Origin of the sequence: Butyricimonas sp. DFI.6.44 (assembly GCF_022132345.1) — a bacterium.
In the GTDB taxonomy this organism is placed as follows: domain Bacteria; phylum Bacteroidota; class Bacteroidia; order Bacteroidales; family Marinifilaceae; genus Butyricimonas; species Butyricimonas muris.
Genome location: NZ_JAKNJD010000014.1, coordinates 39,128 through 65,846, shown reverse-complemented (window position 1 = coordinate 65,846; position 26,719 = coordinate 39,128). Strand labels below are relative to the sequence as shown.

Below are 26,719 nucleotides of genomic sequence, written 5' to 3'. Positions count from 1 at the left end.
CTGCAATCTATTTTTCAAGAACGATTTTATGGGAGGCGTGCGTTTTTAAAATGTGTTACTAAAAATTTTAACTATGAACTATCGAACTATTGGCTTGATCGCTCGTTACGAGGCGAAGGCCATCACGAGGGAATGGAGTTTCAAGGTTGTCACGGTATTGAGTGTATTGATTGTGGCCTTTCTTCACGTTATCACGCAAAGTAGTATCAAAGAACCGGAATGGATAGCGATATCCTTGCCTTCCGCGATTCCTTTTGCCAATGTTTATCTGGTAAATATCCTGCAAATCATTATCGCTATTTTCTGGGCGGGTAATTTTCTGCGGGAAGACAAATACGTGGATGCTAATTCATCTGTTTCGGCACGACCGTTTTCTAACATGGAGTTATTGCTCGGGAAAACGTTGGGTTTTATACTTGTTATTTTGTGTCTGGATATTTTGTTGGGGATCATCGCCTTGTCTATTCATTTATTGGCAAGTGATTCTCCTTTTGTTTTTTCTCCTTATGTATTTTACTTTTTAACCATAACTTGTCCGATTTTATTTTTTATCACGGGATTCACGATATGCGTGAAAGGAATAGCGCGTAATTTTGCACTGGCTTGCGTCCTGTTGCTTGCTTTTCTTTATTTTGGCGTATTTTTCGGTAAAGGAGTGCTTTACGGTGCTTTCGATATTTTAGCCTTGGGGATGCCCAATGCTTTCTCGGATGTCACGGGATTTGCCGATTCGAGTAGTTTTCTGTTGCAGCGGTTCTCGTTTCTCGCTTGGGGATGCGGGTTAATTATTCTGGGAATAACTTTTATCTGTCGAATATCCAATAGTGCCAAGGCTAATTTCGCTACCGGGAAGTTCGGAATATTATTACTTGTGGTGGGGTTCGTTGTTTCGGGCTTTTATGTGGGTAAATATGTTCAAAGGGATAAAGAACGTGAGGTTGTTCGGGATGTATTCGTGAAATACCAGAATTTACCCAAGGTTAATGTCTTGGAGCATGATATAAATTTCAAACAAGAGGGATATGCTTACCTTGCCTCCAGTAAATTGAAAGTGTATAACCCGTACGAGCGGAAAATAGACTCTGTCGTGTTGTACTTGAATCCGGGGCTGGAGGTGTTGAAACTCGCTTCGGGTAAAGAGAATTTATCTTATCGGCGGGAGAGGCAAGTGATTGTTCTCGCGATGTCGATGCAGCCGGGTGAAACGAAAGAAATCGGGGTGGATTACCGGGGTGGTATTTCTCCAGCCGTCTGTTACGCGGAGGTTGTGAATATCGATTCTCTTGCGGCACGTTCACGTGGTTACTACATGTATAACATGGGACGTGATTATTATTATCTCCGCCCGGATTACACGTTGTTGACCCCGGAATGTTTATGGTACCCGACGAGTAAACCCACGGTGAACGTGAATGCACCTTACTTCACGGAGCGGGAATTTACTCGTTTCAAGTTGACCGTGAGTGGAGAGGATAAACGAGTACCGGTAGCCCCGGGAGAAGAGAGCAGGGAAGGTGATAATATTTGTTTTACCGGTAAATTCGGGGTGTCCGGGTTGACTCTTTGTATCGGTGATTATGTGCGAAAGGGGATTCAGAATGGAGATGTGTTCTACGAAGTCTTTCTGTTGCCGGGACACGAGTATCTTCTTTTCAAGGAGTTAGACATGGAGATAATTTTTGATCAGTGGAATTTAGCACTTATGTTTGACCGGAATAGTGCGTATGTATATGATAAATTGAATCTTGTTGAAACTCCTGTTCATTTTTGTGCGTATAGCAGGGATTGGAAGGGTAGTAGCGAATATGTACATTCGGGAATCGTGTACCGTCCGGAAAGGGAGCCTTTATTCCGGTTGCCATTTAAACCCATGTATGACGAGAGAGAGAATTTTGACCCGTCTCACGAGTTTTTGTGGATGTACAGAGGTTTTTTAGTGAATGATTTAATTGATATGCCGGCGGGCGATATGTTTTTAGGTCGATTCGCGAGACGTACTCCAAATAATCAGGTGAAAAATGCAAATGACATTTCTTCCTTGTTACAAAAAGACCATTATAATGTATTTTCTCCCGAGTTCGCGGGAATCGATCTTTTGTTTCATATGATGCAGGAGGGGGTTGGAGATAATTTTAATAGCTATAGTGGTGAATTTGCAATTAGATATTTCAAGGCTCACAATCTTGAAGAAGCATTGCAAAATCCGAATCGTGATATAAAATTAGATTTTGCAATACACCTTAAAGGCTATAACTTCTTTAAAAATCTTTTGTGTTCTGTTCCTTACGAGGAATTTGATCGTTTCAATTCCGGCTTCATGGAAAATCACGCCTTCCAATGTTTCAGTTACGAGAAGTATTGCGAGGCTGTAGAGGAGGAGTTCGGGATAGATTTTCTTGATTTGACCCGGCAATTGTATAGCGAGAGAGGTTTACCCGCTTTTTATTTTAGAGATGCGCGGTTAGACGCGGTGGAAACATCAAAAGGTGAAGAAGGTCATGTGTTTAGTATTAAAGTATGGAATAAGGGGAATCTGAATGGAATAGTTTCGATAAGTAGTTACAGGGGAAAATCACGAGATTATTTTATTCCGGCAAATGCTTGCAAAGAGATTAAATATTATAATGAATTTGGGGTGAGTGAAGGGGTTAGGATAAGTACGAACTTCGCGATGAACAATCCTTCGTTACTTCATTTTGATAATTTCCCTCAAACGAATAGGCTAAGTAAGCCAATAGAAGGCATTTTTGATGCGGATACTCTTGCTTTTGCCCCGGAGGCGGGAGTGTACATCGTGGATAATGCAGATCCGGGTTGCCGGGTTATCGAGGACAGGCGTGTTCTTGATAAAGTGTATAACAAGAGAGACGATAGTTATAATGGTACTCGTTGGCATGAATTGGCTATGGAGAACTCGTACGGGGAACTGGTAAAAAGTTATTTAATGAAAAGATCGGGGGATGGTGTTTCTGCGGTTGAGTGGGAAGTGGATTTACCCGAGTCCGGGAAGTATGAATTGTTTGTTTATAATGATAATAGTGTGGATGCCGGTCTTGTAAAAAGTGGATGGCTAACGGCTTCCCGGGTGCAAACGTATCGGTTTGCTCATGCCGAAGGGGAGGAAACGATAGAATTATTACCGTTGGAAGAGGCGAATGGATGGGTTTCGATGGGGGTATATCAATTTAATGCAGGTATGGCAAAGATTAACTTGTCAGGACAGGGAGCGGATCCCAATCAATCTATCGTGGCAGATGCCGTGAAGTGGGTTAAAGTAAAATAATACTAATACTATATAACTATGAAAATAAGAATTGAACATCTTGGGAAAATATATGCCGGTGGTAAAGAGGCTTTACGTGATTTGAATTTAGAAATAGAATCCGGTATGTTTGGTTTGCTGGGACCGAACGGGGCGGGTAAAACGACTTTGATGCGCATAATGACGTTATTGCAGAATCCGACTTCCGGCACGATATTTTTTGATGATTATGATTTATCGAAAGACAGGAAAGCGATTCGTTCTATGCTGGGGTATTTGCCACAGGATTTTCGTACTTTTCAAAAGTTTCGGGCTTGGGAGTTTTTAGATTATAGCGCGGGACTTGCCGGTATTGAAAAAAAGAAACGGGGGGAGCTTGTTGACGAAATGTTGAGGAAAGTGGGACTTTACGAGGAGCGTGACCGTTGGGCAAATCGCTTGTCCGGGGGTATGAAACGTCGGCTAGGCATAGCGCAAGCGATTATCGGGAATCCCAAGATTATCATTGTCGATGAACCTACAACCGGACTCGACCCGGAAGAGCGTATCCGTTTCCGGAATATTCTGTCGGATATAAGTGATAAAGATGCGACGATTATATTATCGACACATATCGTGGGGGATATTTCCAGTAGTTGCAAGAATGTTGCTTTGTTAAATCACGGGCAATTAAAGTTCATGGGTACCCCGGGGGAGATGCTCGGACAGGCGAGAGGGAAAGTTTGGGAACTGTTCGTCATGCAAGACGAGTATGAAGCGATAAAAGGGAAATATCCCGTGATCATGACGGTTCCCGAAGACGGGGGACTGAGAATCCAAATTGTGGCAGAAGAAGTTGCAGAATATGCAGACGTGAAGTCAATAGAACCGAATCTGGAACACGCTTACGTTTATTATATGGATTTCGTGTTGAAAGACAAGATGGATATGCAGGCTAAGCGTTTGTAAGTAAAAAACGAGATTCATTCCGAATCTCGTTTTTTTTGGGTAAAATCACGCCCGTAATTTCTGGGCAGTAAATTTGTCGAGTTTGCTCTCGGCGTATTCTTTGGTGACCGTGATGGAGTCGCAGTGTTGCGAGGGAATCTCGAACATCAAGTCGGTCATGATGGCTTCGCAAATGGAACGTAGTCCGCGGGCTCCCAGTTTAAATTCAATAGCCTTGTCAACAATGTATTCGAAGACATCCTCGTTGAAATTTAACGTGATATTGTCGAGTTCGAATAGTTTGATGTATTGGCGGATGATCGCGTTTTTGGGTTCCGTGAGGATGTTCCGCAGGGCTTGGCGATCCAGTGGTTCCAAGTAAGTCAATACCGGAAGACGCCCGATGATCTCGGGAATCAACCCGAAAGACTTCAAGTCTTGCGGGGCGATGTATTGCAACATGTTGTCACGGTCGAGAAGGAAAGTTTCTTTGCTTGCCGTGAATCCTACCACTTGGGTGTTCATACGTTGGGCAATCTTTTTCTCGACACCGTCGAATGCTCCGCCACAGATGAAGAGGATATTCTTGGTGTTTACCGGGATCATCTTCTGGTCAGGGTGTTTGCGTCCGCCTTGCGGGGGTACGTTCACGATAGAACCTTCCAGTAGTTTCAACAAACCTTGTTGCACGCCTTCGCCGCTGACATCACGGGTGATGGACGGGTTGTCGCCTTTGCGGGCGATCTTGTCGATCTCGTCAATAAAGACGATACCTTTTTCTGCCGCGTCCACGTCGTAGTCGGCTGCTTGCAATAAGCGTGTCAGGACGGATTCGATGTCCTCGCCCACGTATCCCGCTTCCGTCAGCACGGTGGCGTCCACGATAGTGAAAGGCACGTGCAGCATTTTGGCAATCGTGCGTGCCAGCAAGGTTTTCCCCGTTCCCGTGCGACCGACCATGATGATGTTGGACTTCTCGATCTCCACGTCGTCGTTACCGGGCTTTTGTGTCAATCGTTTATAATGGTTGTAAACAGCCACGGCAAGGTGTTTTTTCGCCTCGTCCTGACCGATCACATATTGATCCATGAATTGTTTGATCTCTATCGGTTTCTTGACCTCGATATGATCCATGTCTAAAGGGGTGGAATGGCCTCTTTGTTCCTCTTGCACGATGTCGTACGCCTGTTGGGCACACATCTCGCAAATGAAACCGTCCATTCCGGCAATCAGAAGATCCACTTCGTCACGTGATCTTCCGCAAAACGAACATTTATCTTGCATTATTTATGATTCCGAGTTAAAACAGTGTCAATCATTCCGTATTCTTTCGCTTCCGCGGCAGTCATCCAGTAGTCGCGGTCTGAGTCTTTTTCCACTTTTTTCAGCGGGTTACCGGAATGATCGGCGATGATTTGGTAAAGTTCTTTTTTCAATTTCATGATTTCCCGTGCCGTGATCTCGATATCGGATGCCTGACCTTGGGCACCGCCCATCGGTTGGTGTATCATGATGCGGGAGTGTTGCAGCGCGGAACGTTTTCCTTTGGTGCCTGCCGTCATCAGCACGGCACCCATGGATGCGGCCATACCGGTACAGATGGTTGCCACGTCACATTTGATGTATTGCATCGTGTCATAGATTCCGAGTCCGTCGTACACGCTACCGCCCGGGGTGTTGAAATAGATCTGCACGTCTTTGGTCGGATCGGCTGATTCCAAAAATAACAATTGCGCCATAACGATATTTGCCACGGTGTCGTCAATCGGTACCCCGAGGAAAATAATACGGTCCATCATTAATCTTGAAAAAACGTCCATGCTTGCCACGTTCAATTGGCGCTCCTCGATGATCGTCGGGGATATATAGCTGGCAGTAGCTGATTCGATACGATGTAGATTCAGGCTACTGATTCCTTTATGCTTCATGGCATATTTCTTGAATTCGTCTTGTGAAAACATAAGTCCTGTTTTTTTAGTTATTCGGCTGCTAAGTTACGAAAAAAGGGTGAGAAAAGATACACTTCGTCGGTTTTATCGCCAAACAATCTCTATCACGTGGTCAATGTCCGCGGGGATTTCTTCCAGTTGGAGCAAGATGCCTTCTTTCGTTTTCTTGTATTTTACCGGGATTTTATCTTTGAAACGTGCAATGCTTTTGACTTTTTTACCCGTGATGGGAAGTAGGAGTTCGGTTTTGTCAAGATTGAGAATGTGGACATACAATTTATTATCTTTTTGCGTGGTTACTCCCCACGGTTGATGGGGGACGATACCTGCCCGGGTGCCGTAGAGTGTTTCGCCGTAAGTTTTCATCCATTCCCCGATTTCTTTCAAATGCGTGACCGAACCTTCGGGAAAATCTCCGCCGGGGCGGGGACCCACGTTCAGGAGAAGGTTGGCGTTGTTGCCGGAGGCACCGACCAGCGTGTGAATAAGTTGTTTGGTCGATTTGAAGTTCCGGTCATTGATGTTGTATCCCCACGTGTTGTTCATGGTTTCGCAGCTTTCCAACGGGAGGGTGCTGATTTCGGCATCGGCGGAGTAACCTGCCTTGTTTTGCCCGGGAAGGTCACGCTCGAACATCTGGAAGTCTTCGCCCTCGAAGGGTGCTTTGTGGTGATTGTTACCGATGAGGCACCCCGGTTGCAGGCGGTGGACTAAAGCGTATTGCCTTTCCAGTTGCCAGTCTGCGTCCGGTTTGTCCCACCAGCCGTCGAACCAGATACCCCCGATAGAACCGTAGTTCGTGAGCAGTTCGGTGAGTTGGGCATCCATGAATTTCAAGTAGTCTTCCCATGTTCCGGAAGGCGTGCGCCCGGTGTTGCGCCCGGTACGTCCCCACGGGTAGTAGTCGGGACGGTGCCAGTCGATATGCGAGTAATACAGGAATAGTTTCAGCCCGTGCTTTTGGCAGGCTTCGGCGAGTTCCTTGATGACGTCCCGTTTGAACGGGGTTGCTTTCATCACGTTGTAGTCCGATTGTTTGGTGTCGAACATGGAAAAGCCGTCATGGTGCCGTGACGTGAAACAGATGTATTTCATCCCGGCGTCTTTGGCAGTGCGTACCCATTCGTCGGCGTTGAATTTGGAAGGGTAGAAGCCGTCCGCCAGTTTTTGGTATTCTTCTTCATTTAGGTTTTTGTTGGTAAGCACCCATTCCCCGTCCGCCAGCATGCTGTATATTCCCCAGTGGATGAACATACCGAATTTAGCGTCCCGGAACCATTGTCTGTTTTCCAAGTTTTCTTTCGATGGGGTATACTTCTCTTGCGCGAGGCTGAATGATGATATTCCACCTAATAATAAAAGCGTGATAATGAATATTTTTCTCATGATATGGTTTTGATTAAATTTTTCACGAAAATAGTAAATGTGTGTTTATTATCAAATATTCGGGGGTAGGATAGAATTATTTTAAAATAAATACATGAAAAAGCTTGCATATCCGAATAATAGAGATACCTTTGTTCCGAATTGAGTTGATTCCTTTGTTTTAAATCACTTTCCTAACATGTATTTGTATCGTTAAGTAGACTTTTATTCAATGCACACCTCAATCACTATTAATTAATTATTAAAATTGTACTTGATGAACATTTACATTTCAAATTTAAGCTATGGCGTTGATGACGCTGATTTAAGCACATTGTTTGCAGAATACGGAGAGATTGTATCTGCTAAAGTTATTATGGACAGAGAGTCAGGAAGATCAAGAGGCTTCGGTTTCGTTGAATTGGCTGACGATACTCTCGGACAGAAAGCGATTGACGAATTGAACGGTGCTGAATATGACGGTAAAGTGATTAACGTTAATGTGGCTAAACCGAGAGAAGAAAGATCAAACGGTGGTAACCGCGGAGGTTATAACAGAGGTGGCGGTAATCGCGGAGGTTATAATTCAAACAGAAGATATTAATATATCGATATGGTACAGAAGAGAGGCTTGGTTTTCAAGCCTCTTTTTTTGTTTTAGGTATAACCGCTTTTCTTTGATGCTCCTCTAGGGCTTCGCTATGGTTTGTCTTGACTATCTACATAGCATGAACATAGCATAAACACAGCATGAACGTAGCATGAACACTGGTGGGCGTTTTTGCTGTGACTCAGCACCGAATGGGCTTGGATTATAGTAGGGGGCATCCATCGTGATACAATGGACTTTCGATAGGTCTGCACCAAATGTGGGAGTATTTTTATATATTAATGCGATTCTGTCTGCAAAAACCTTTATATTTGTCCGTATGAATGGCGAGATTGGCGTAATAGAGAAAGTTTTTGCCGCGATTAAGAGTGGTGATCAACGGGCATTTGAACAAATGTTTCGGATGTTTTATATTCCCTTGTGTGACTATGCTGTTATGATTCTAGGAGAACAAGCTGAAGCGGAGGATGTGGTACAGGATCTTTTCATGCATATTTGGAAGAGTAGAGCGAAAATGGAAGTTCAGGAATCGGTGAAATCTTATCTTTTTACATCCGTGCGTTTCCGTGCGTTGAACGTGTTGAAGCATAAAATAGTGGAGCGGAAACACGGGGCATTGTTGACGGAGTTTATTGAAAACTTGCAATGTTCCGATTATTCGGAGGAAGAGGTACAACGTATCGAGCAAATCAAGGAGGTTTTGCAAACTTTACCCTCTCAGTGTCGGGTTGTCTTCACGATGAGTTGTCTTGACGGGAAAAAGTACAAAGAGATCGCGGAAGAATTAGGTATATCGGTTAATACCGTAAAGTCGCATATTATGAAGGCTTACCGGGATATTCGTGCTCGTGTGGGTGGAGAAAGTTCTCCTTTGTTGCTTTTTATCGCTTTACAAATCAATTGATAAATAAGTTTTTGTTTTTTTTTCTGAAAAAAGTTCGTTTTTGACTCACCTTTTTTTGAATGATGGTTGTCGTATGTGAAACAAGATAGAGTTATGAACGATTTTTTTATTCATAAATGGGAACAGCTTATTTCCTTGTGGCGGGGAGATGGAGAAGATAATATTGAGGTGAGTGGTGATAATGGGGAAACGGAGAGAATGTTGCGGGAGCAATTCGAGGTCAGGCAAGCGATACGTGGCTTGGAACACTGGAGTTTTGACGTGGAACAAGGATGGCGAAAGGTACGCCCGCGCTCCCTGCGTTTGCGATTAGTGCGGCTCTCAAAATACGCGGCAATGTTGGTCGTTATTTTTTCTTTAACTTATTATTTTGTGCGTCCGGGGGATGAAAAAAAGAAGAGCGAGATGGCACAATCCGACAGGATAGAGCCGGGAAAATTGCAGGCGGAGTTACAGTTGGCAACGGGGGAACGTTTGGTGCTGGATGTACATCAGGTTCTTCATAAGCAAGAAAATAACGGGATTGAGATCGTGAATGACACGGCAAACGGGAAGGTATATTATCGAACTGTCGGTGCTGCCGTCGGCGATAGTATGAAGTTTAATACTTTGGTTGTCCCTAAGGGGGGAGAGTATTCTATGGAATTGCCTGATGGGACGGTCGTGTGGATTAATTCCGAATCTTCTTTAAGGTTCCCGGAAACTTTTGCTCGGGAATGCCGGGAGGTGTATTTGAAGGGAGAGGCCTATTTCGAGGTGAAAAAAGATAAAGACAAGCCTTTTCACGTGTATACGGAATCGGGAGATGTTCGGGTGTTGGGTACAAGTTTTAACGTGAGTGCTTATCCGGGTAACAAGTCATGGCAGACGACATTGGTCGAGGGGGCAGTGATGATTGTCCGGGGGCAGGAAAAGGTCTTGATGAAACCAAACGAACAATATGAGATTGACGAGAGAACGGGAGTGGGGGTGTTGAAGCGGGTTAGCCCGGAACTTTACACTTCGTGGCGGGATGGAAAATTTTATTTCAAGGCATATACTTTCGAAGAGTTGGTCGAACGATTGGAACGATGGTATGATTTCAAAATGTTTTACATGAATGAGAATATTAAATCACGTCGTTTCTCGGGTGTGGTGAATAAACATCAGCCGTTGCAAGAGATGTTAAAGTTTCTTGAGATGACTTCGGATGTGCGTTTTAGCGTGAAAGGGAACGTGGTGACGGCAAGTTTGGATATAAATAAGGAGAACTGATACGGGTAAAAAAGAACGAGAGATTGCGGCTCCCGTTCAGTCTTTAACCCGTGAGGATTAAATAAATAATAATGTAATTACAAATCTATGAAAAAAAATGATGATGTCGGTTTATTCTATTGGAAAAGTAGGATAAAAAAAATGTTATTGCCTATGAAGCTGATTTGTTTTTGGATTTTAGTCGGGTTGTTGCAAGTGCAGGCAACGACTTACGGACAAGCGGAAAGTGTGTCGTTCGAGAAGAAGCAATTGACGATAGATCAAGTGTTCAACACGATAATGACACAGTTGAAGTACGATATTTTTTACAGTGACGACGAGATCGACGTGACGAGGGTGGTGGAGATTCCGGCGTTAAGCGTGAACGTGGAGGAGGTTTTGCGGGTAGTGCTTGGAGAACGTTTCACGTATCGGTTTATTGGTAAAACGATCGTGATTTCTCCCAAAGCAGCGACGCCACAGGTCAAGGAAAGTGTTCGTGTCAAAGGATGGGTGTATGACGAGAAAAAGGAGGCTATGCCGGGAGTGACGGTGAAGGTTGCCGGAATACCTTTGGGGACTTCGACGAATGAGAAAGGATGGTTCGCGATCGATTTGCCGATGCAAGAGGGAAAGCTGGAATTTTCTTTCGTGGGGTATAAGACGAAGCAGATAGATTTCACGGCAAAAACGGACACGTTGCGAATCGTGATGGAGGAAGAGCAGCAACAAGTGGATGAGGTGATTGTAAACGGGTATTTTACCCAAAACAAAAATTCCTATACCGGGTCGGTAACTTCGGTAAAAGGAGAAGAGTTGTTGAAGGTGTCTTCCACGAATATTCTTAAGGCATTGGCTTTTACTGTTCCGGGTTTGCATTTGGTAGAAAATAACGAGCAGGGATCGAATCCCAATGCTATTCCTGAAATCATTATCCGGGGAACAACGGCTTTGGCGGTGAACGGGGAGTACGGGTTGAATACTCCGTTGATTATTCTCGACGGGGTAGAGATTTCGTTGGAGAATTTGTACGATTTGGATATGCAGGATATTGATAATGTCGATGTTTTGAAAGATGCTTCTGCCAAAGCGATATACGGGGATAAGGCAGCTAACGGTGTGATCGTTATTACCCGTAAACGGGTGACAGATTCGAAATTGCGGGTTCGGTATAATTTCATGCCGGATGTGCAGTTTCCGGACGTGTCTTCGTTCGATTTGTGTAACGGTTTGGAGAAGTTGGAACTTGAACGGTTGTGTGGAATATATGATTCCCCGAATGGAGAGTATGACGAGTTGTACTGGCAACGCAGGAATGCGGTGGAACGGGGTGTACTTACCGATTGGAAATCTATTCCCTTGCGTAATAGTTGGTCGTTCGATCATTCCGTTAATATTTCCGGTCGGGGAAGTGGAGTGGATTATAATGTATCTCTTCGTTACGGGGATACCCGAGGTGTCATGAAAGGGGACTTCCGGCAACGCTACGGGATAGGTATTAATCTGGCTTATTATTATAAAGATTTTCTAACGGTTTCTTATCGTTTGGATATTAGTAAGACGGATACCAAGGATTCTCCTTACGGTACTTTTTCAGATTGGGTAATACGTAATCCTTACGAGATGCCGAAAGATGAATACGGGGATTGGGTTAAGAGTTATAATGCCAAGTTAGACCGTAATCCGTTGTATGAAGCGTCGTTGGAAAGTTTCCGGAAGTCGAAAAGTAAAACGATCACGAATAGTTTAAATATGCGGGTGGATATATTGAAAAGACTTTACGCTAGTGGTAATTTCAATTATTCATTAGGTGATGAACAGTCGGATGATTTTGTTTCTCCCGAGTCTTTCCATTTTTTGGGTAGAGATGCAGATCAGAAAGGTAGCTATACCATTGCGGGGAGAGAACGTAACAGTTGGTCGGGAAATTTGACACTTTCTTATAACTGGACTATTGATGATCAAGGTTCTTTATTAAGTTTGAATGTCGGGGGAACCATGAATAAAGACAAGTCGTACAACTTTAGTTTTGCGGGTATCGGATTTTTGAAACCTATTCTGAATGATATGGGGTTTGCTGCCGGATACGATTCAGGGGCTCCTTCCGGGGCAGAAGCAGTCAGTACCGGTGTCGGGATATATGGGAACTTGAATTTTATTTACCGGAACCGCTATTTCGCGGACGCTTCTTACCGGAGTTCTGCCAGTTCCAGCATGAGTAAGGATAATCGTTGGGCGCCCTATTGGGCAGTGGGAGCGGGTTGGAATGTCCATAATGAAAAGTTCCTCGAAGGGTCCTTTGTTAATATGTTGCGGCTAAAAGCCAGTTATGGGCTTACCGGTAGCAATACGTTGTCAACTTGGGAAACCCGTACTACTTACCGTTATATGAAGGAAAATCAGTTTATTACCGGAATCGGAGCCAAGCCTATAACGATGGCTAATGAATTTCTGAAAGCCTCGAGAACGTACGAGTGGAACATGGGTGTACAGTTTTCTCTTTTTGATGACCGCTTACAATTGGATATGAATTTCTATAATAAGAAAACCAAGGATATGCTTTTAGCGATTTCTTATCCGCCTTCCGTCGGAGTCCAAACTTTGAATAGTAATTTGGGAGAACAGGTAAACAAAGGATATGATTGGAGTTTGTCCGGTGCGATTTTGAAAACTAAAGATTTGCAATGGCGGTTAACCCTGAACGGTCAACACAATCGGGATAAAATCAAGAAAATCAGTAATTCACTGAAATACCGGAATGATGAGAATCGAGAGCAGATGGTGGATCAAGATTTGGTGAATAAAGGAATAGTCAGGGGAATGGCTCCCAAAGTTCAGTTCGAGGAGGGGGAATCATCCACCGCTATTTATGTTGTACGTTCATTGGGTATTGATCCGGCAACCGGTAAGGAGATTTTGGTAAAAAAAGACGGAACACTGACTTTTGATTATGATCCTGCCGATAAGGTGGCGATGGGAAACACGATTCCCGATTTGGAGTTGTCGTTGAGTACTTCTTTTAGCTGGAGAGGTTTTTCCGTGTTTGCCGGAATGAGTATTACTTGCGGCGGTTGGATATATAACGGGACTCGAGCATCAAAGGTTGAGCAGATTGATCCCACTCATAATGTCGATCGTCGGGCTTTTTATGAACGTTGGCATAATCCGGGTGATGTAGTGCATTATATCGGGTACGATCCCATGAGTTTTGTTTATGCCCAAAGTGAGCGGTTTTTAGAAAAAAGAAATGAGTTTTACTTGTCTTCCCTCGGAATTTATTACGAATTTAAACCGGAATGGGTAAAGCATATTTATTTGAAGCGGTTGCGTATAGGAGTGAATTTCTCGGATGTTTTGCGGCTCTCCACCGTGAAGTTTGAACGAGGAACTTCTTATCCTTATATGCGAGGATTTAATTTTACGATCAGTCCGACTTTTTAATTTGACAAGTTATGAAAAAGTATATGTTTCTGTTTATCATCGTGTTCGGGATCAGTTCGTGTAACAGTTTTCTGGATGTAAAACCCAAGAGTGAAATTTTAGGTGATAAGTTGTTTGAAACCCCGGAAGGTTTTGAAGATGCTTTGTACGGGGTGTATACAGGTTTGACACAAGATGCTCTGTACGGGAAAATATTGTCATGGTATTTGCCGGACTTGCTTGCCGGGTATTATATCAAGGAAAATGCAGGTCAACAGTGGGAATTGTTATTGTTTAGTTTTAACTACACGGGAATTTCAGATCGGGGTATGTTTGATAATATCTGGACTAAAATGTACGAGAATATTAATTACGTGAATAGCATTATTCAGAATGTTGATGAGCATAAAGGATTTAAATATTACAAGTTTTATAAAGGGGAAGCTTTGGCTTTACGTGCTTTTATGCATTTTGACTTGTGTAATTGTTTTGCCCCGGCATATCGGGAAGATACCCGTAATTCTCCGGCTATTCCGTTTTATGAAACCTATGAGCCATTAGTATACCCGTTCCGTACTGTGGAGACGATTTATAGGAAAGTGATAGATGATTTGAAAATGGCAGAGGCTTTGCTGGAAGATGAACCGAATTATTTGGCACGGGACAGGAAAGGAATCCCGGGGATCAATGCTTTTATGACCGAACGGCAGTATCACATGAATCTGTATGCCGTACAAGGATTGTTGGCAAGAGTGTATCAGATGCGGAACGATTTGGACAGTGCTATGCTCTACGCCGAGAAAGTAATCCGTTCTGAAAAATTTGACTTTGCCGATAAAACTAATATGGCTTACGAGTATGCTTCTTGTATTTCCAAGGACGAAACGCTCTGGGGGATTTACCCGTTGGCAGAATATGTTGTGCAATTGCAGGAGAATTTCGATTATCCGGATGATGATGTTAATGTTTCGTTATTGCCTTTGAACGGTTTTTGGCTTTATCCCGATTATTACCCTGAAGGGATGGGAGCGGTAGATTATGGTTTTCAAATGCTTTACAAGGTACCGACTTCCGACGGACGACAGGATTACCGGTATAATGGCTGGTTCCGGCAACGTAAAGGCGTGACCGGAAAGCACAGGCGGTTTTATAAAATCTACAATGATACGGGTAAAACTTCCAAGCAAAGGGGAATCAGTATGATGCGGATTTCCGAAATGTATCTGATTATGGCTGAAGGTTTATTAAAGAAGGGGCAAATCACGGAAGCGAGAAAATATTTTGATACTTATACCAGTGCTCGCGGGTTTGTCTTTAAAGAGGGTGAAGCGACATTTGACATGGACCTGATCAATAAAGAGTACCGTAAGGAATTTTTTGGAGAGGGACGGGAATGGTTTAATCGTAAACGACAGAATCTACCCATTTATTCTGCTTATATGAGTTTGGGACAGCCATTCCCGGCTTCAGATGAGAAATATACTTGGCCTATACCTGAAGATGAGTTCGAATACAGGGATGGAGGGAAAGAGGGGGTATATCCATCTGAAACAGATGAACAACAAAATAATTAATAGTAAAGGTTATGAATAAGATAAGATTATTATTATTCGGGATAATAGGTTTCGGGAGTTTGCTATCGTCTTGCGATACCGACTATATGAAGTATGAAGAGGTTAAAGACCGGGTATATTTTTCCAAGTTTTCAGGAGTGGGAACGTCATATAGTAGCTTTCCTTATTGGGAACAAAGTAATCAGTTGTCTAGTACCAGTTGGCTGTTTGTAATGGGGTATCCCATTGATAAAGACCGGGAAGTCCGGATTGAGATTGTTGATAGCCTCACGACAGCTATAGAGGGAGAAGATTTTATATTTCCTGAAAAGTTTGTTATTCCGGCAGGGAAAGTTTCTGTTTATTTACCCGTAATTACTTGGAATCGACGGAAAGAAGGTGATACTCGTTCGGATACATTGAGCGTGGGGATTGCTATTATTGAAAATGAGAATTTTATACCCACGATGGGAGATACATTGAAATTATGTTACGTGCATGGTGAAATAAGTAAACCTCGTTTTTGGTTTGATCAATATTTCGGACCTTTTTCTCCGGGATTGATGTATAAATTTCTTGACCAGTATCATTCCTTGAAAGAAACGAATCCGGAAGCGTATGAATTGCTCTATGCTTATGTCGGGGAATATTGGGATATCAGTGTTTGGCCGAGTCCTGTCGAGTATTTGATTTCAAAATATATTATGACTCCGTTGTATTACTATTACGAGGAACATCCTGAACCCGGTGTTGTTATTCCGCCCATGTATAAATAATTAGAGAGATAGTTATGAAAAAGATAGTTTTATATATTTGGATAGTATTGATGGCATGGTTGGTGCCCGGTGCTTGTATAGACGATAAAACTTCCGGTTTTAAAACGGATGGATCGCCTATCGTGATTTCGGTACAAGATACGGTGGTGTATCAGGATTTCGGTTTTCCTTTAGTGATAGAGCCTGAAATTACCCAATTGCTTCCCGATTTACCCTTGAAATACGAGTGGAGATGGATGGCAATGGACGGAGGAGAGGGAAGTGATTCTTTGAGATTCATTAGTGGAGAGAAAGTCTTTGAGCATGAATTTTCTCGAGCCGGTGTTTTTAAAATTCGATTAAGGGTTGAAAATCAGTATGGAAGTAGTTTTAAGTATTTCACGGCTAATATTCGGGCTCCTTTTGAACGGGGGCTTCTTATCCTGAGTAATGACGAAGAGGATAACGGGCGGCTCTCTTTTGTCCGTTTGAAAGAGGAAAACGAGTTGCTGGATAAGGAGAACACGGATTTTAATTCGAATGCTTTCGGGCAAGCAAATCCCGAAATCATTTTGCGGGGAGCTAGAGATGTAATCTTTGTACGCACTGGGAAGGATTATCCGTATAGTTATGTATTGGCAATCTCTTCCGAACCGGAACAGAAGATTTATTTTCTTAACGGGCGATATTTTTTGATGGAAAATATCGTGGATGTGAAAAAATTCTACCCGGAAGCCTATCCCACGGTATTATGTGGTAATGGAGATAATGCTGCCCGTAAGATGATGTTCGGTACTAACGACCGGATGGGACATCCGGGGGATTGCGGATTTGTACATATGGAAAGTTTTCTCGCCTATCCCGGTGAAACCTCCGGAACGTATGATAAAATAATTGTTGGAGAATATAAAGATGAGGATTGGGGATTGACGACTTATCTTGGATGGTTTATTGATAATATTCATTCAAATGTATGGGGTATCGAGTATGGAAATAGTACATTTACCAGTGGAGAACGATTTACTGGTAAACAGGTCATTAATGGTGCATATATTGATAAATCAGGAAAAATAGTATTGGTGGCTGTCGAGAAAGATGATCCGCGAAAAGTCAGTATTCATAAAAGTGATTTCTATAGTTGGGATTGGGATACCCGGGAAATTGTGTTTGAATCTGATCCTTATATTTACACCGTAGACGGTGATTTGAACTTGACTGCCGATAGCCGGATGGTTTCTAACGGGAAATATCAATACATTTACTATTATCAAGGTAATAAGATTTATCGTTGGGTATATATGGCGCAAGAGCCTGAATTGCCTACTAAGCCCGAACTTATTTTAGATGATCCCGATGATGAAATCACTTGTATGGAGATGAGTCCGAACCGGGAACACATGTGGGTATGCGTGTATAACAAGAATGCGGATACTGAATTGAAAGGAAAATTGTTAATAGTTAATCCGGCTACTATGACGGTAGAGAAAACTATCAAGGGTATTTCAGACCGGGCAATTAAAGTGATGTGGAAACCCGTGGAATTTAATGAAAAGTAGTATGTTTTGTAAAAAGGTACACGTGTTAGGCTTTCTTTTTGTATTTCTATTCGGTTTATTGCTGGTTGGAAATCCTGTTTTTCCGAAGATGATTTCCGGAATAGAGATACAAAAAGAGCGTTTGAAAGCGGGGTGTCCCGCTCTTAATTTCCGCTATAAGGATAATAAAGGACGTTGGGTGGGGTTAAAGGATTTTAAAGGGAAGTATGTTTACATTGATATATGGGCCACGTGGTGTGGTCCATGTAAAGCGGAGATTCCTTATTTGAAACAACTGGAAAAGGAAATGAAGGGTAAAAAAATAGTGTTCGTGAGTATGTCTTGTGATGAGGATAAAGCGGTGTGGGAAAAGTACGTGAAAGAACAACGTTTAAGTGGAGTACAGTTGTGGATGGGGAAGGGGAAAGATATGAAAGATTTCTATCAAATTCAATCCGTACCCCGGTTTATCCTGTTGGATAAAAAGGGTGATATCGTGGATGCATTCATGACTCGCCCTTCTGATGAAAAAACAAAAGAAACGTTGATAAAATTGAAAGGTATATGATGAACGGTAATTTGAAATGTTGTCGGGTTTTATTATTCATGATAGGATTGTTGCTTTGCGCGGGTGGAAAAGTCGGGGGAACGGAATACGTCGTGTTGGTGGGGAAGAATGTGCAAGCTGACCGGGAGTGGAAAAAAGTGGTAGATAAATTGGTCGAAATTCATCAAGCTCAAGTTGTGGAATACGGGGAGTTCACCTCGGAGGCTTTATCCCGGTTGAAAGAACTGGCTCCTCGGTACGTGGCGATAGTAGAGAAGCCGGAACGGATAAATCGTCAATTCGTTATAGACTTGAACCAAATGAGCCGAAAGGTGGACGATGACATTTATACTGATTTCTTGTGGGGAATAATTACCGGTTATGATGCAGATGCCGCTTTGGCACTTGTGGAAAGGGCTCGGACACCCAAAGAGGTGAGATCTGCATGGTGTTTGAGGAACGATGATTTTCGTGATGGGAAGTATTTTGAAAAGATGGGACTTTGTGATCAAGGTGGCGTGTGGTATGAAAAAAATGGAGAAGGTGATACCGTGAGTCGTCATGTCTTTGAAGAGCAAGCTGGTATGAGTGAACGGATGGTGCGTTGGGTGGAAACTGCGCAACCGGATCTGATCGTTTATCAAGTAGAAGAGTTGGGTAATCGGATGCCTTTGTTACAAGGAACCGAGAATGAAGGGGAGATTGTGGTTCCCCGGGAAGGTAAATTGTGGTTGGGTGACCGACGTCTAAAACCGGGCGGGCAATCCCGAGTCTATTTCGCGCAAATGAGCGGGGGGCGAACTCACGCTACTCGTGAGAGTATTCCTGTTGCTTGGATGAATGACGGGAGCGTGACAGCATTTGTCGGTTCCACAACTTTTTCTTTTCATGGACGCGGTACGTGGGGAACTTTGAAGTATTGGTTGACGGATGCCGGACGGTTTACGTTGGCGGAAGCCTATTTTTTGAATCAACAGGATGTCTTGTGGCACCTGAATGAATGGGAGCCGGAATTACTTTATAAGCCTTGCCAATATAGTGATGATCGGATAAAAATGGTACGGCTTTGTTACGGGGCTTATAGTGAACTGCAGGAAAAAGAACCGAACAATCCGGCTTTGATAGATAAATTCGGTTATTGGTACGAACGGGATATTTGGGTCTATTACGGAGATCCGCTTTGGGATGTGCGAGTGAAGGATCTCTCCCATGACCGCCCTTACACGATAACCTCTCGTACAAGAGGGAAAAAGTGTGTTGTAACGATTAAGGTGTCGGCGGATTATACATGGGATAGGCTATGTGGAGAGCTTTTTTCAACTTATGGTATGGGGGATTTGCATTGTGCGGTGGGGAATCTGCCGATTTGTTATTTCTTCCCCGAGCGACTTAGAAATCCCCGGGTAGCAATCTCGCGAGAGATGAATTGGGAGATTAGTGTAAATAAGGACTTTCTTTTTATTCGGGATGCGTTTTTAGAACCGGGAAAGACTTATCGGATTGAATTGGACGTGGATAAATAGAGCGGAAAGAACAAGAGATTGACCGTCCAACTCTTGAATGTTGTGTGGAGTATAGCGAAGGATCTCGTGAAAAACGCCATTGGCGGGAGATTCTTCGCTTCGTTTTGAGTGGAAACGATAGAAAAAAGTCGTTGCTATGAGTTTTTATTTTTTTGAGAGAGGTGCGTTTTGGGCAGAATTATTTTAATTTTGCTGTCCGATTAAACAAATTAAAAACAGAAGAAATGATAGCAAATTGGTTTGAAGCGAAGGTGAAATACGTGAAAGTGGGTGAGGACGGGAAAGAGAAGAAAATGTCCGAGTCGTATTTGTTGGATGCCATGTCTTACACGGAGGCGGAGAGCAGGATCACGGAGTGTTTGAGAGAGATGATTCAGGGGGATTTTTATATTGCCGCGTTGAAGAAGTCGAACGTGACGGAGTTGGTGGAGTCGAATGACGGGAATGACGACAAGTGGTACAAGGCGAAGGTGAACATTATTGATGCCGACCAGATTAGCGGAAAAGAGAAGAAGTCCGGTCAGTATTTCCTGATCGCGGGGTCAGATTTGGAGAGAGCTTTGGTTAATTTGCAAAAGAGTCTGTCTACTTACGTGGTTCCTTTCGAGATCGCTTCTATTGCCGACACGACAATCATGGACGTGTTCCCTTATTTCTCGGATGACGCGGAGGAGAGGATTCCTTCGAATCTGAAACCTCTCGGTGAGATGGAGGCGAATACCGAAGAATTCGAATAGGGAAAAACTGCCGTAATCATATGGTAATCCTTGGGTTATACTACCTCTTCTTTCTTACAGCTATGATATAGAATGCTTGTAGCAACGATTTTTATCGGGGATACAAGTGTTTGCTAGGGGTGTTGTGAGCGGGAAGAGGTAGTTTTACGATAGGATTACTTGGGGAAAACCCGAATGAGGGCTTACTCTAAAATATTGTCCAATATTTTGTACTGTGCGTTGAAAAACAGCCTTCTCTCGAAACGTCCGCTTTGGGAGAGTAGGGTGGAGATGTTGCAAAAGGAGTTTATCCATTCTTTCACCTTGGTGAAGTCTTCCTCGGAATTCTCTATCATGGAGAAACTGAAGTTGCTTTGAAACGTGGCAAAGTGTCTGTTACCGGATTGATAATAGTTGCTTGTAAAGCCGATATTGACGGAGGAAACATAGAAGGTCGTTTCCGGCGGATATGGGATTGCGGGTACACGGGTACCATTTAATGTCATTTCGATATTTGATAAGAGCTCGTGAAGTTCTTCCTTTATATCTTCTTTTTCTCGTGTCGTGATAATGTTCATTTTGTAGAAATTGTCAATTTCTCTGGCTAATATCCAGATTAATGAATTATCCCAGACGTAGAAAACTTCTCGAAAGTTGTATGTGTCAATGTATTCTCCTGCAAGGGTAGATAATTTGTGGGGAAGTTCCCATGAAGAAAAATGATTGAATTCTTCCGACCGGATGAAGTAATTTCCCCATTTGAAGAACATGAATTTCATAATCATGGGAAAATGGATGAAAAATTCCAGCGGTAGGACGTGGTAAACATTTCCCATTTGTCCGGGAATGTCCCGGTTGATGTATTCGATTCGTTGGATGTTTTGCTCTATCATGTCACACAAGCAATCCATGGAATGAAATTTCAAGGGGATTTCCAGCACGACGGGATGCCATTGATGGTTTTCTGCTTTGTAAAGTAGTCTGTCGATAGAGATATTCAGTTCTTTTGCCAATATTCCCATTTCCCGGATAGAGAAATTCACTTTTCTTGCCAATCTCCTGTAAATGGATTCCTTTTCTAATTTTAGAATGTCGGATACCAAATTTATCAGATCTGCCCTTTTGGGGATTTTCTTGTATAATTCATCAATGAATTCGTCATGGAGATCCTTCTTTTTCATCATGGTTTGTATTTATTTGAAGATGGAATATGTTAAATTCAATATCAAAAATAACTATAAATACGGAGTTTTTTGATAAATATTAGCTTAAAATGCGTTTAAGTATAATATTCGAGTGTCATGTTTTTCTTTTCTCCGTTTAGGAGAAATTTTCCGGTATTTTTCCTCTGTTTAGGAGGAAGTTACTGAATGGTTTCCTATCATTGAGCGGGATAGAAAAATTGTTCGCCCGAAACTTCTCCGGGATGTTCAATTCCGGTGGTAGGAGTTGGATAAAGTTGTCTTTTTCAAGCGATAACAATGGTTTACATTTGCATTAAGAAAATTAAATCTGTATGCAAAGTAAAAGATTTATATTATTAATCATGGTGATTTCGTTCTGCACGTTAGCCCGTGCTCAAAAAATCGCATTGAAAAATAACCTGCTGATGGACGGTATGGCATCTCCGAATCTGGGTGTGGAATTCAAGGTCGGGGTGCGTACCACGTTGGATGTTCCCGTCAGTTGGAATTTGTGGAGTTTCAGCAATGATAAGAAGTTTAAGCATTTTGCCGTGCAGCCGGAATTACGGTGGTGGAAATGTCAACCGTTCACGGGACATTTCTTGGGTGTTCACGCTCATTACGCTTCTTATAACGCGGGAGGTATCGGACCTTTCAGAACGATAAAGGATAACCGGTACGAGGGATGGTTGGCGGGTGTCGGCGTGAGCTACGGTTATAACTGGATATTCGCGCCCCGCTGGTCGCTGGAAGCTACTGTCGGGGCAGGATATGCTTATATGTCGCACGATAAATTCCCGTGTGGCAAGTGTAAACCCAAGATCGGGCACAAGACCGCACATTATTTCGGGTTGACGAAACTCGGGTTAACTCTTGTGTTTCTGATAAAATAATACAGACTATGAAAATCAATGGTAAGATAAGGTTTAAAATGGTGGCTTTGGCGGGACTTATGCTGCTTTTCGCGGCTCCTGTCGGTTTGGTCGCCCAACAAAAAGTGTCAGACGTGCGAGTGGTGGTGCGTGACGTGCGGCAGGAGCGTGACAGTATACGTGTTGTGCTTGATATTGAGGCTATCGGGGTTTCTGTCCCTGCCCGAGGTCAGATGTACCTTTTCCCGGTGATTCGTTCCGGGATGAACGAGAGGAAGCTGCTGCCTGTCGTTATCAGCGGCAGGATTCAACAGGCGGTGGTGAACAGGGCTGAAAGGCTTTCGGGGCATGTCGAGCCCGTGTATGCGTCTTTCTCCGCGAGGGGGCAAAAGCTTTTTCACGAGAGGATAAGTTACAGCGCGACGGTTCCTCTCGAAAGTTGGATGAAGGATGCGAATGTTGCCATGGCACAGGAACGGCGCAATTGCAGGGGTGAGTTTCATCACCTTTCCATGGAGGTTATCGCTGATAGAATCCGTTTCGCGGAAAAGCCGACACGTGTAATTTACGAGCTTCCCGTGGAACTTCCCGTTCCGCCGCGGGAGGAGATAAAGATCAGAACGGAGTCCGGCGAGGCACAGATTATCTATACGGTAGGCAACGCGGAGATTAAACCCATGTTAGCCAATAACCGGAACGAGTTGGATAAGATTCGGCAGAGTATTGAAAAGGTGAGAAAAGTACAAGGAGTGAAAATTAACTCCATTACGATTTCTTCTTACGCGTCACCGGAGGGGACGTGGGAGTATAACCTTAAACTGTCGGAGCGGCGGGCGGCTTCGCTCACGGGGTGGCTTCGCGGGAATTACGACCTCGCGGGAATCGCTCTTTCTTCGCGAGGTTACGGGGAGGATTGGGAAGGACTTGAAAAATTGGTTCGGGAAGATCCGGTTATGCCCGAGGGCGAAAAAGGACGAGTGCTCGAAATTATCGGGAATACGGATGTATTTGACGGGCGTGAGAGGCTGTTGATGCAGTATAATGAAGGACGGACTTATCGTTATATGCTTGCCAATCTTTTTCCCATGCTTCGCCGGAGCGCCTATCGGATTACTTTCACGGTTCCCGAATACTCGATCGAAACCATAAAGGAAGTGTTCAAATCTTACCCGAGTATGTTGTCTTTGTACGAGTTTTACCTGCTTGCCAATCAATATGAACCCGGTAGCACTCAATTCAAGGAGGTTATCGTGCAGGCGGCAAGGATATTCCCGGAGGAAAAAAGCAGCCGCATCACGATGGGCGTGTTTAGTTACTTGTCAAATGATGTGTCGGCGGCGTTGAAGTTCTTGCAGGGACTGGAGGATGATCCCGAAGCATGGATCTATTTCTCCGCGTTCCACGCCCGCAATAATGAGTTGGACAAAGCGGAATATTACGCGAAGAAGGCGGTGGCTGCCGGTAATACGGATGCGGCGGGACATCTTAGATTGATTGAACGATACAAGGCAGATGAAAATGTTTATCAGGAGAAATTGAAAGATTGGGAAATGTATGGAATGGATTGATTCCATGATGATTGAAAATATAATTATTGTCCATTAAAAACACGACTAAATGAAGATGAAAATGATTCTAATGTCAATGTTGGCGATAGCGGCATTGACCGGTTGCAGTAAAAGTGATAGCGATAATGATCCGCCGATAATAAGTGATGCGGATGTTGCTTATCTTTCCATTAAAATTGCAACGCAAAACACATCAGCCCGTTCTTCGGGCGAGGAAAGCGGAACGAACGAGAGTGACTTGAAAAACCTTTATCTGTTGTTCTTCGATGAGGCGGAAAATATAGTGGGAATCCCGGGTACGACGGATTACCTCGTGAAGATTCCGAATGCTTCTTCAAGCCCGTCAGCCGTTAAGGTCTCCGCGGCGGCGACCAAACTTTTGGTGATAGCCAATCCCGGCGACAAATTGGAGGGAATGTTGAACGATATTAACGTAACGACGACTTTTAGCACGGTTAACACGGCAATCAAAGAGGCTACCCGAGAGGAGATCACGGATGTCGTTCTGCCTATTGCCAAAGGTTTTACCATGATTAATAGTGGCGATGAAACGGGGAAATCCGCCGGGGATAAGATTTCCGATCCTTTGATTGACATCAGCGGTAAAATTCAGAAAGTGACGAAGGATGTGGATGACGATGAGGCAAAGGAGGCTGCCGAGAAAACAGGTAACAGGGTGCAGGTGAAGATTGAACGTCTGGCTTCCAAGTTGGAACTCAGTCTTAAAGGTAGTATAGAGGTCAAACCTGACGGGGCAACATTTGTCTTCGGTAACTGGACTTTGGATGCCGTGAACAGTACGTTCTATCCTTTCGCGGAGAAGACGCTACTCACGGTTACTCATTCGAGTGGTGGAAGTTATACCAGTAATTTCTACACGGTTGACCCGAATTACACGAATGATGCAGGTGTCGTGAATGCCACGGTAAATCGTAGTACTTACGCTCCGGTATTGGTGTCGCCGTACACGTGGATGGCTGCCGCGGATAAAACTTATTGTATCGAGAATACGATGTCTGCCGCCGAACAGAAGTTCGAGAATTCCACTCGTCTGGTGATTAAAGGCACGTATTATCCCCCGGGACGTGCCAGTGGGGGCGACTGGTTTAATTTTGCCGGGAGTAATTTCACTGATTTCGCGGCATTGAAAGCTGCTTATAATGCTGTCGATGTCGGACCGAATTTAAAGGCTGCCTGCGAGAAAATGTACACTAAAATAAAGGAGTACGCGGATGCGCACAGCGAGGTGACTCTTGCCGGTACGTCGTTCGCCACTCTTTTGGAAACGGATTTGTCACAAATCCCGAATGGCGGAGAGGTTATCAAGGACGGTAGGAATCCTGTTATCCGTTGGTACCAGAACGGGCTTTGTTATTACTATTACGAGATACGTCATGATAATGAAACAACGCAGGAGATGGCTTTTGCCAAATACGGCGTCGTTCGTAACAACTGGTATAAATTGACCTTAGGTTCCGTGAAAGGTCCGGGAACTCCTTGGTATCCGGATATTGACAACCCGGGACCCGGTGATCCTGACCCGAAAGATCCAATTGACGGGACGGTAGGATATATCGGTATCACGGTTGAGGTAGCACCGTGGATTGTTTGGGAAAACGAAATAGGGATTTAGGGATTTTTTGATTCGGTGATTTAGTGATTGACGATTCGGTGATTCATGAAGCGTGGCTTGTGTGGTTGGAAGCATTTCTGTGCCGCCTTCGTGAAGTCCCGAACGGTTGGCATGATTAAATCTATAATGAATGAATGGTATGAACGTGAATAATGTACATCGAAACAGGTTCCGGTTGCTTCCGGTCGTTATCCTGTCGCTTTTCTTCGTGTCGTGCGAGAGTATCAAGGACGATATGGATGATTGCGGGATATATCTGGAATTTGTCTACGATTACAATATGGAGTATGTTGACTCTTTCGAACTGCAAGTGGAGACGGTCGATGTATTCGTGTTTGACGGGAAAGGGCTGTATCTTTTCAACAGACACGTCGGGCGTAAGGAACTTGTCGGGGGAAAACGGATGTTTTTCGGGAATGATTTCCGTCCGGGAGAATACAAGATACTGACGATAGGAGGGTTGACAGAGCATTTTAAGGTTGCCGACAAGGACGGTAATTTTTTATCCCCCGGGCAGACTATGCTGGAAGATGTCCGGATAACGCTGAACCGGACGTCCGGGACGGTATCTCACGGATTCTCGCCTTTATGGGTGGGACAGACCATTGATATTCAGAATAAGTCCGATTTGTCGGTGTTTCCGGTGCATCTTGTCAAGAATACCAATCGTTTTACGTTGTTGCTGGATAAATCGGAAAAATATGCCGGAGCAAGAAGTGGGGCGGCAGCGTATACTTTTGAAATAGAAACCCCGGAAGGGGCGGTGTACGGTCATGATAATATGCCAAGGCTAAGGGAAAACGTGAGGTACATTCCATACGAACTGACAACGGGGAGCGAGCCGGGAGTGTTGTCCGCGGGACGTCTTAACACGGTCAGGCTGGTGTACGGTGAAGATTATAATTATAAACTTACCGTGCGTGATGCGCGAAGCGGAAGCGTGTTGTGGGATTACGATCTGATGTCTTTACTGGAAGAGATAAAACCCGCGAAAGGGTTGGACGGTAATGACTTGTCCATGCAGGAATTTCTCGACCGCCAGAGCGAATGGCATCTGGTGCTTCTGTATAAAGAGGGAAGTGAACCCGATGGTTTTGTTGCCGTGGGAATCAAGATCAATAACTGGATAATATGGTTTAATGATATAGGTGTCTGATTTTATA

General features: G+C 43.8%; 20 protein-coding genes. 16 read left to right on the top strand and 4 right to left on the bottom strand.

Annotated features, from left to right (window positions below; translation table 11 throughout):
* The first annotated feature begins 73 nt into the window (after positions 1-73).
* Together L0M98_RS18265 and L0M98_RS18260 are read left to right on the top strand one after the other, a co-directional pair.
* Positions 74-3,283 (top strand): golvesin C-terminal-like domain-containing protein, encoded by a 3,210-nt coding sequence (locus L0M98_RS18265; RefSeq protein ID WP_227217211.1) that lies wholly within the window; start codon positions 74-76, stop codon positions 3,281-3,283.
* Positions 3,284-3,301: 18 nt separating this feature from the next.
* Positions 3,302-4,210, top strand: a complete 909-nt coding sequence (locus tag L0M98_RS18260; protein WP_186977269.1) for an ABC transporter ATP-binding protein — start codon at positions 3,302-3,304, stop codon at positions 4,208-4,210.
* Positions 4,211-4,255: 45 nt separating this feature from the next.
* Here L0M98_RS18260 and clpX read toward each other — a convergent pair whose 3' ends face one another.
* The 3 genes from clpX to L0M98_RS18245 form a co-directional block, all read right to left on the bottom strand.
* On the bottom strand, positions 4,256-5,473 hold the full coding sequence (clpX, locus tag L0M98_RS18255; protein ID WP_099289977.1) for an ATP-dependent Clp protease ATP-binding subunit ClpX: 1,218 nt from the start codon (positions 5,471-5,473) through the stop codon (positions 4,256-4,258).
* Positions 5,473-6,150, bottom strand: a complete 678-nt coding sequence (gene clpP / locus L0M98_RS18250) for an ATP-dependent Clp endopeptidase proteolytic subunit ClpP (protein WP_227217212.1) — start codon at positions 6,148-6,150, stop codon at positions 5,473-5,475. The genes clpX and clpP overlap by 1 nt, the downstream gene beginning before the upstream one ends.
* Before the next feature lie 72 nt (positions 6,151-6,222).
* Complete coding sequence (locus tag L0M98_RS18245; RefSeq protein WP_227217213.1) at positions 6,223-7,524, bottom strand: alpha-L-fucosidase; 1,302 nt, start codon at positions 7,522-7,524, stop codon at positions 6,223-6,225.
* A gap of 256 nt (positions 7,525-7,780) precedes the next feature.
* Between L0M98_RS18245 and L0M98_RS18240 the strand changes: the two genes are divergently transcribed.
* From L0M98_RS18240 to L0M98_RS18195, 10 genes are all read left to right on the top strand, one after another.
* Positions 7,781-8,107 (top strand): RNA recognition motif domain-containing protein, encoded by a 327-nt coding sequence (locus tag L0M98_RS18240; protein WP_099289980.1) that lies wholly within the window; start codon positions 7,781-7,783, stop codon positions 8,105-8,107.
* Between the two features lie 325 nt (positions 8,108-8,432).
* Positions 8,433-9,017 (top strand): RNA polymerase sigma-70 factor, encoded by a 585-nt coding sequence (locus L0M98_RS18235; protein WP_186977265.1) that lies wholly within the window; start codon positions 8,433-8,435, stop codon positions 9,015-9,017.
* 93 nt (positions 9,018-9,110) lie between these two features.
* The gene (locus L0M98_RS18230) at positions 9,111-10,271 is read left to right on the top strand and encodes a FecR family protein (protein ID WP_186977263.1); all 1,161 of its coding nucleotides are present in this window, start codon (positions 9,111-9,113) and stop codon (positions 10,269-10,271) included.
* 153 nt (positions 10,272-10,424) lie between these two features.
* The gene (locus L0M98_RS18225; protein WP_227217214.1) at positions 10,425-13,691 is read left to right on the top strand and encodes a SusC/RagA family TonB-linked outer membrane protein; all 3,267 of its coding nucleotides are present in this window, start codon (positions 10,425-10,427) and stop codon (positions 13,689-13,691) included.
* An 11-nt stretch (positions 13,692-13,702) separates the two neighbouring features.
* Complete coding sequence (locus tag L0M98_RS18220) at positions 13,703-15,244, top strand: RagB/SusD family nutrient uptake outer membrane protein (protein WP_186977261.1); 1,542 nt, start codon at positions 13,703-13,705, stop codon at positions 15,242-15,244.
* Between the two features lie 11 nt (positions 15,245-15,255).
* The gene (locus L0M98_RS18215; RefSeq protein ID WP_186977260.1) at positions 15,256-15,999 is read left to right on the top strand and encodes a DUF4843 domain-containing protein; all 744 of its coding nucleotides are present in this window, start codon (positions 15,256-15,258) and stop codon (positions 15,997-15,999) included.
* A gap of 14 nt (positions 16,000-16,013) precedes the next feature.
* The gene (locus L0M98_RS18210) at positions 16,014-17,534 is read left to right on the top strand and encodes a hypothetical protein (protein ID WP_186977259.1); all 1,521 of its coding nucleotides are present in this window, start codon (positions 16,014-16,016) and stop codon (positions 17,532-17,534) included.
* A 1-nt stretch (position 17,535) separates the two neighbouring features.
* Positions 17,536-18,081, top strand: a complete 546-nt coding sequence (locus L0M98_RS18205) for a TlpA family protein disulfide reductase (protein WP_186977258.1) — start codon at positions 17,536-17,538, stop codon at positions 18,079-18,081.
* Positions 18,078-19,583, top strand: a complete 1,506-nt coding sequence (locus tag L0M98_RS18200; RefSeq protein ID WP_227217215.1) for a hypothetical protein — start codon at positions 18,078-18,080, stop codon at positions 19,581-19,583. Before L0M98_RS18205 ends, L0M98_RS18200 begins: the two co-directional genes overlap by 4 nt.
* 224 nt (positions 19,584-19,807) lie before the next feature.
* Complete coding sequence (locus tag L0M98_RS18195) at positions 19,808-20,320, top strand: DUF4494 domain-containing protein (protein ID WP_186977256.1); 513 nt, start codon at positions 19,808-19,810, stop codon at positions 20,318-20,320.
* Between the two features lie 182 nt (positions 20,321-20,502).
* Here the strand turns inward: L0M98_RS18195 and L0M98_RS18190 are convergent, their stop codons facing one another.
* Positions 20,503-21,483: a hypothetical protein gene (locus L0M98_RS18190; RefSeq protein ID WP_227217216.1), complete on the bottom strand. Its 981-nt coding sequence runs from the start codon at positions 21,481-21,483 to the stop codon at positions 20,503-20,505.
* Positions 21,484-21,815: 332 nt separating this feature from the next.
* Here L0M98_RS18190 and L0M98_RS18185 point away from each other — a divergent pair, with 332 nt between their 5' ends.
* The 4 genes from L0M98_RS18185 to L0M98_RS18170 all read left to right on the top strand — a co-directional run bounded on the left by L0M98_RS18185 (position 21,816) and on the right by L0M98_RS18170 (position 26,712).
* Positions 21,816-22,376 carry a DUF3575 domain-containing protein gene (locus L0M98_RS18185; protein ID WP_099289983.1) on the top strand — a complete coding sequence of 187 codons (561 nt, stop codon included), beginning with the start codon at positions 21,816-21,818 and terminating at the stop codon, positions 22,374-22,376.
* A gap of 8 nt (positions 22,377-22,384) precedes the next feature.
* A complete protein-coding gene (locus L0M98_RS18180; protein WP_227217217.1) occupies positions 22,385-23,923 on the top strand; it encodes a hypothetical protein in 1,539 nt (512 codons plus the stop codon).
* Positions 23,924-23,972: 49 nt separating this feature from the next.
* Positions 23,973-25,556 carry an Mfa1 family fimbria major subunit gene (locus L0M98_RS18175; RefSeq protein WP_227217218.1) on the top strand — a complete coding sequence of 528 codons (1,584 nt, stop codon included), beginning with the start codon at positions 23,973-23,975 and terminating at the stop codon, positions 25,554-25,556.
* 130 nt (positions 25,557-25,686) lie between these two features.
* Complete coding sequence (locus L0M98_RS18170; protein ID WP_227217219.1) at positions 25,687-26,712, top strand: FimB/Mfa2 family fimbrial subunit; 1,026 nt, start codon at positions 25,687-25,689, stop codon at positions 26,710-26,712.
* Positions 26,713-26,719: the final 7 nt, after the last annotated feature.

Coding starts and splice junctions, on each gene's coding strand:
- L0M98_RS18190 (WP_227217216.1), bottom strand. CDS start 21,483: ATGATGAAAAAGAAGGATCTCCATGACGAATTCATTGATGAATTATAC.
- L0M98_RS18230 (WP_186977263.1), top strand. CDS start 9,111: ATGAACGATTTTTTTATTCATAAATGGGAACAGCTTATTTCCTTGTGG.
- L0M98_RS18180 (WP_227217217.1), top strand. CDS start 22,385: ATGAAAATCAATGGTAAGATAAGGTTTAAAATGGTGGCTTTGGCGGGA.
- L0M98_RS18225 (WP_227217214.1), top strand. CDS start 10,425: ATGAAGCTGATTTGTTTTTGGATTTTAGTCGGGTTGTTGCAAGTGCAG.
- L0M98_RS18185 (WP_099289983.1), top strand. CDS start 21,816: ATGCAAAGTAAAAGATTTATATTATTAATCATGGTGATTTCGTTCTGC.
- L0M98_RS18220 (WP_186977261.1), top strand. CDS start 13,703: ATGAAAAAGTATATGTTTCTGTTTATCATCGTGTTCGGGATCAGTTCG.
- clpX (WP_099289977.1), bottom strand. CDS start 5,473: ATGCAAGATAAATGTTCGTTTTGCGGAAGATCACGTGACGAAGTGGAT.
- L0M98_RS18195 (WP_186977256.1), top strand. CDS start 19,808: ATGATAGCAAATTGGTTTGAAGCGAAGGTGAAATACGTGAAAGTGGGT.
- L0M98_RS18260 (WP_186977269.1), top strand. CDS start 3,302: ATGAAAATAAGAATTGAACATCTTGGGAAAATATATGCCGGTGGTAAA.
- L0M98_RS18200 (WP_227217215.1), top strand. CDS start 18,078: ATGATGAACGGTAATTTGAAATGTTGTCGGGTTTTATTATTCATGATA.
- L0M98_RS18175 (WP_227217218.1), top strand. CDS start 23,973: ATGAAGATGAAAATGATTCTAATGTCAATGTTGGCGATAGCGGCATTG.
- L0M98_RS18215 (WP_186977260.1), top strand. CDS start 15,256: ATGAATAAGATAAGATTATTATTATTCGGGATAATAGGTTTCGGGAGT.
- L0M98_RS18265 (WP_227217211.1), top strand. CDS start 74: ATGAACTATCGAACTATTGGCTTGATCGCTCGTTACGAGGCGAAGGCC.
- L0M98_RS18170 (WP_227217219.1), top strand. CDS start 25,687: ATGAATGGTATGAACGTGAATAATGTACATCGAAACAGGTTCCGGTTG.
- L0M98_RS18235 (WP_186977265.1), top strand. CDS start 8,433: ATGAATGGCGAGATTGGCGTAATAGAGAAAGTTTTTGCCGCGATTAAG.
- L0M98_RS18245 (WP_227217213.1), bottom strand. CDS start 7,524: ATGAGAAAAATATTCATTATCACGCTTTTATTATTAGGTGGAATATCA.
- L0M98_RS18210 (WP_186977259.1), top strand. CDS start 16,014: ATGAAAAAGATAGTTTTATATATTTGGATAGTATTGATGGCATGGTTG.
- L0M98_RS18240 (WP_099289980.1), top strand. CDS start 7,781: ATGAACATTTACATTTCAAATTTAAGCTATGGCGTTGATGACGCTGAT.
- clpP (WP_227217212.1), bottom strand. CDS start 6,150: ATGTTTTCACAAGACGAATTCAAGAAATATGCCATGAAGCATAAAGGA.
- L0M98_RS18205 (WP_186977258.1), top strand. CDS start 17,536: ATGTTTTGTAAAAAGGTACACGTGTTAGGCTTTCTTTTTGTATTTCTA.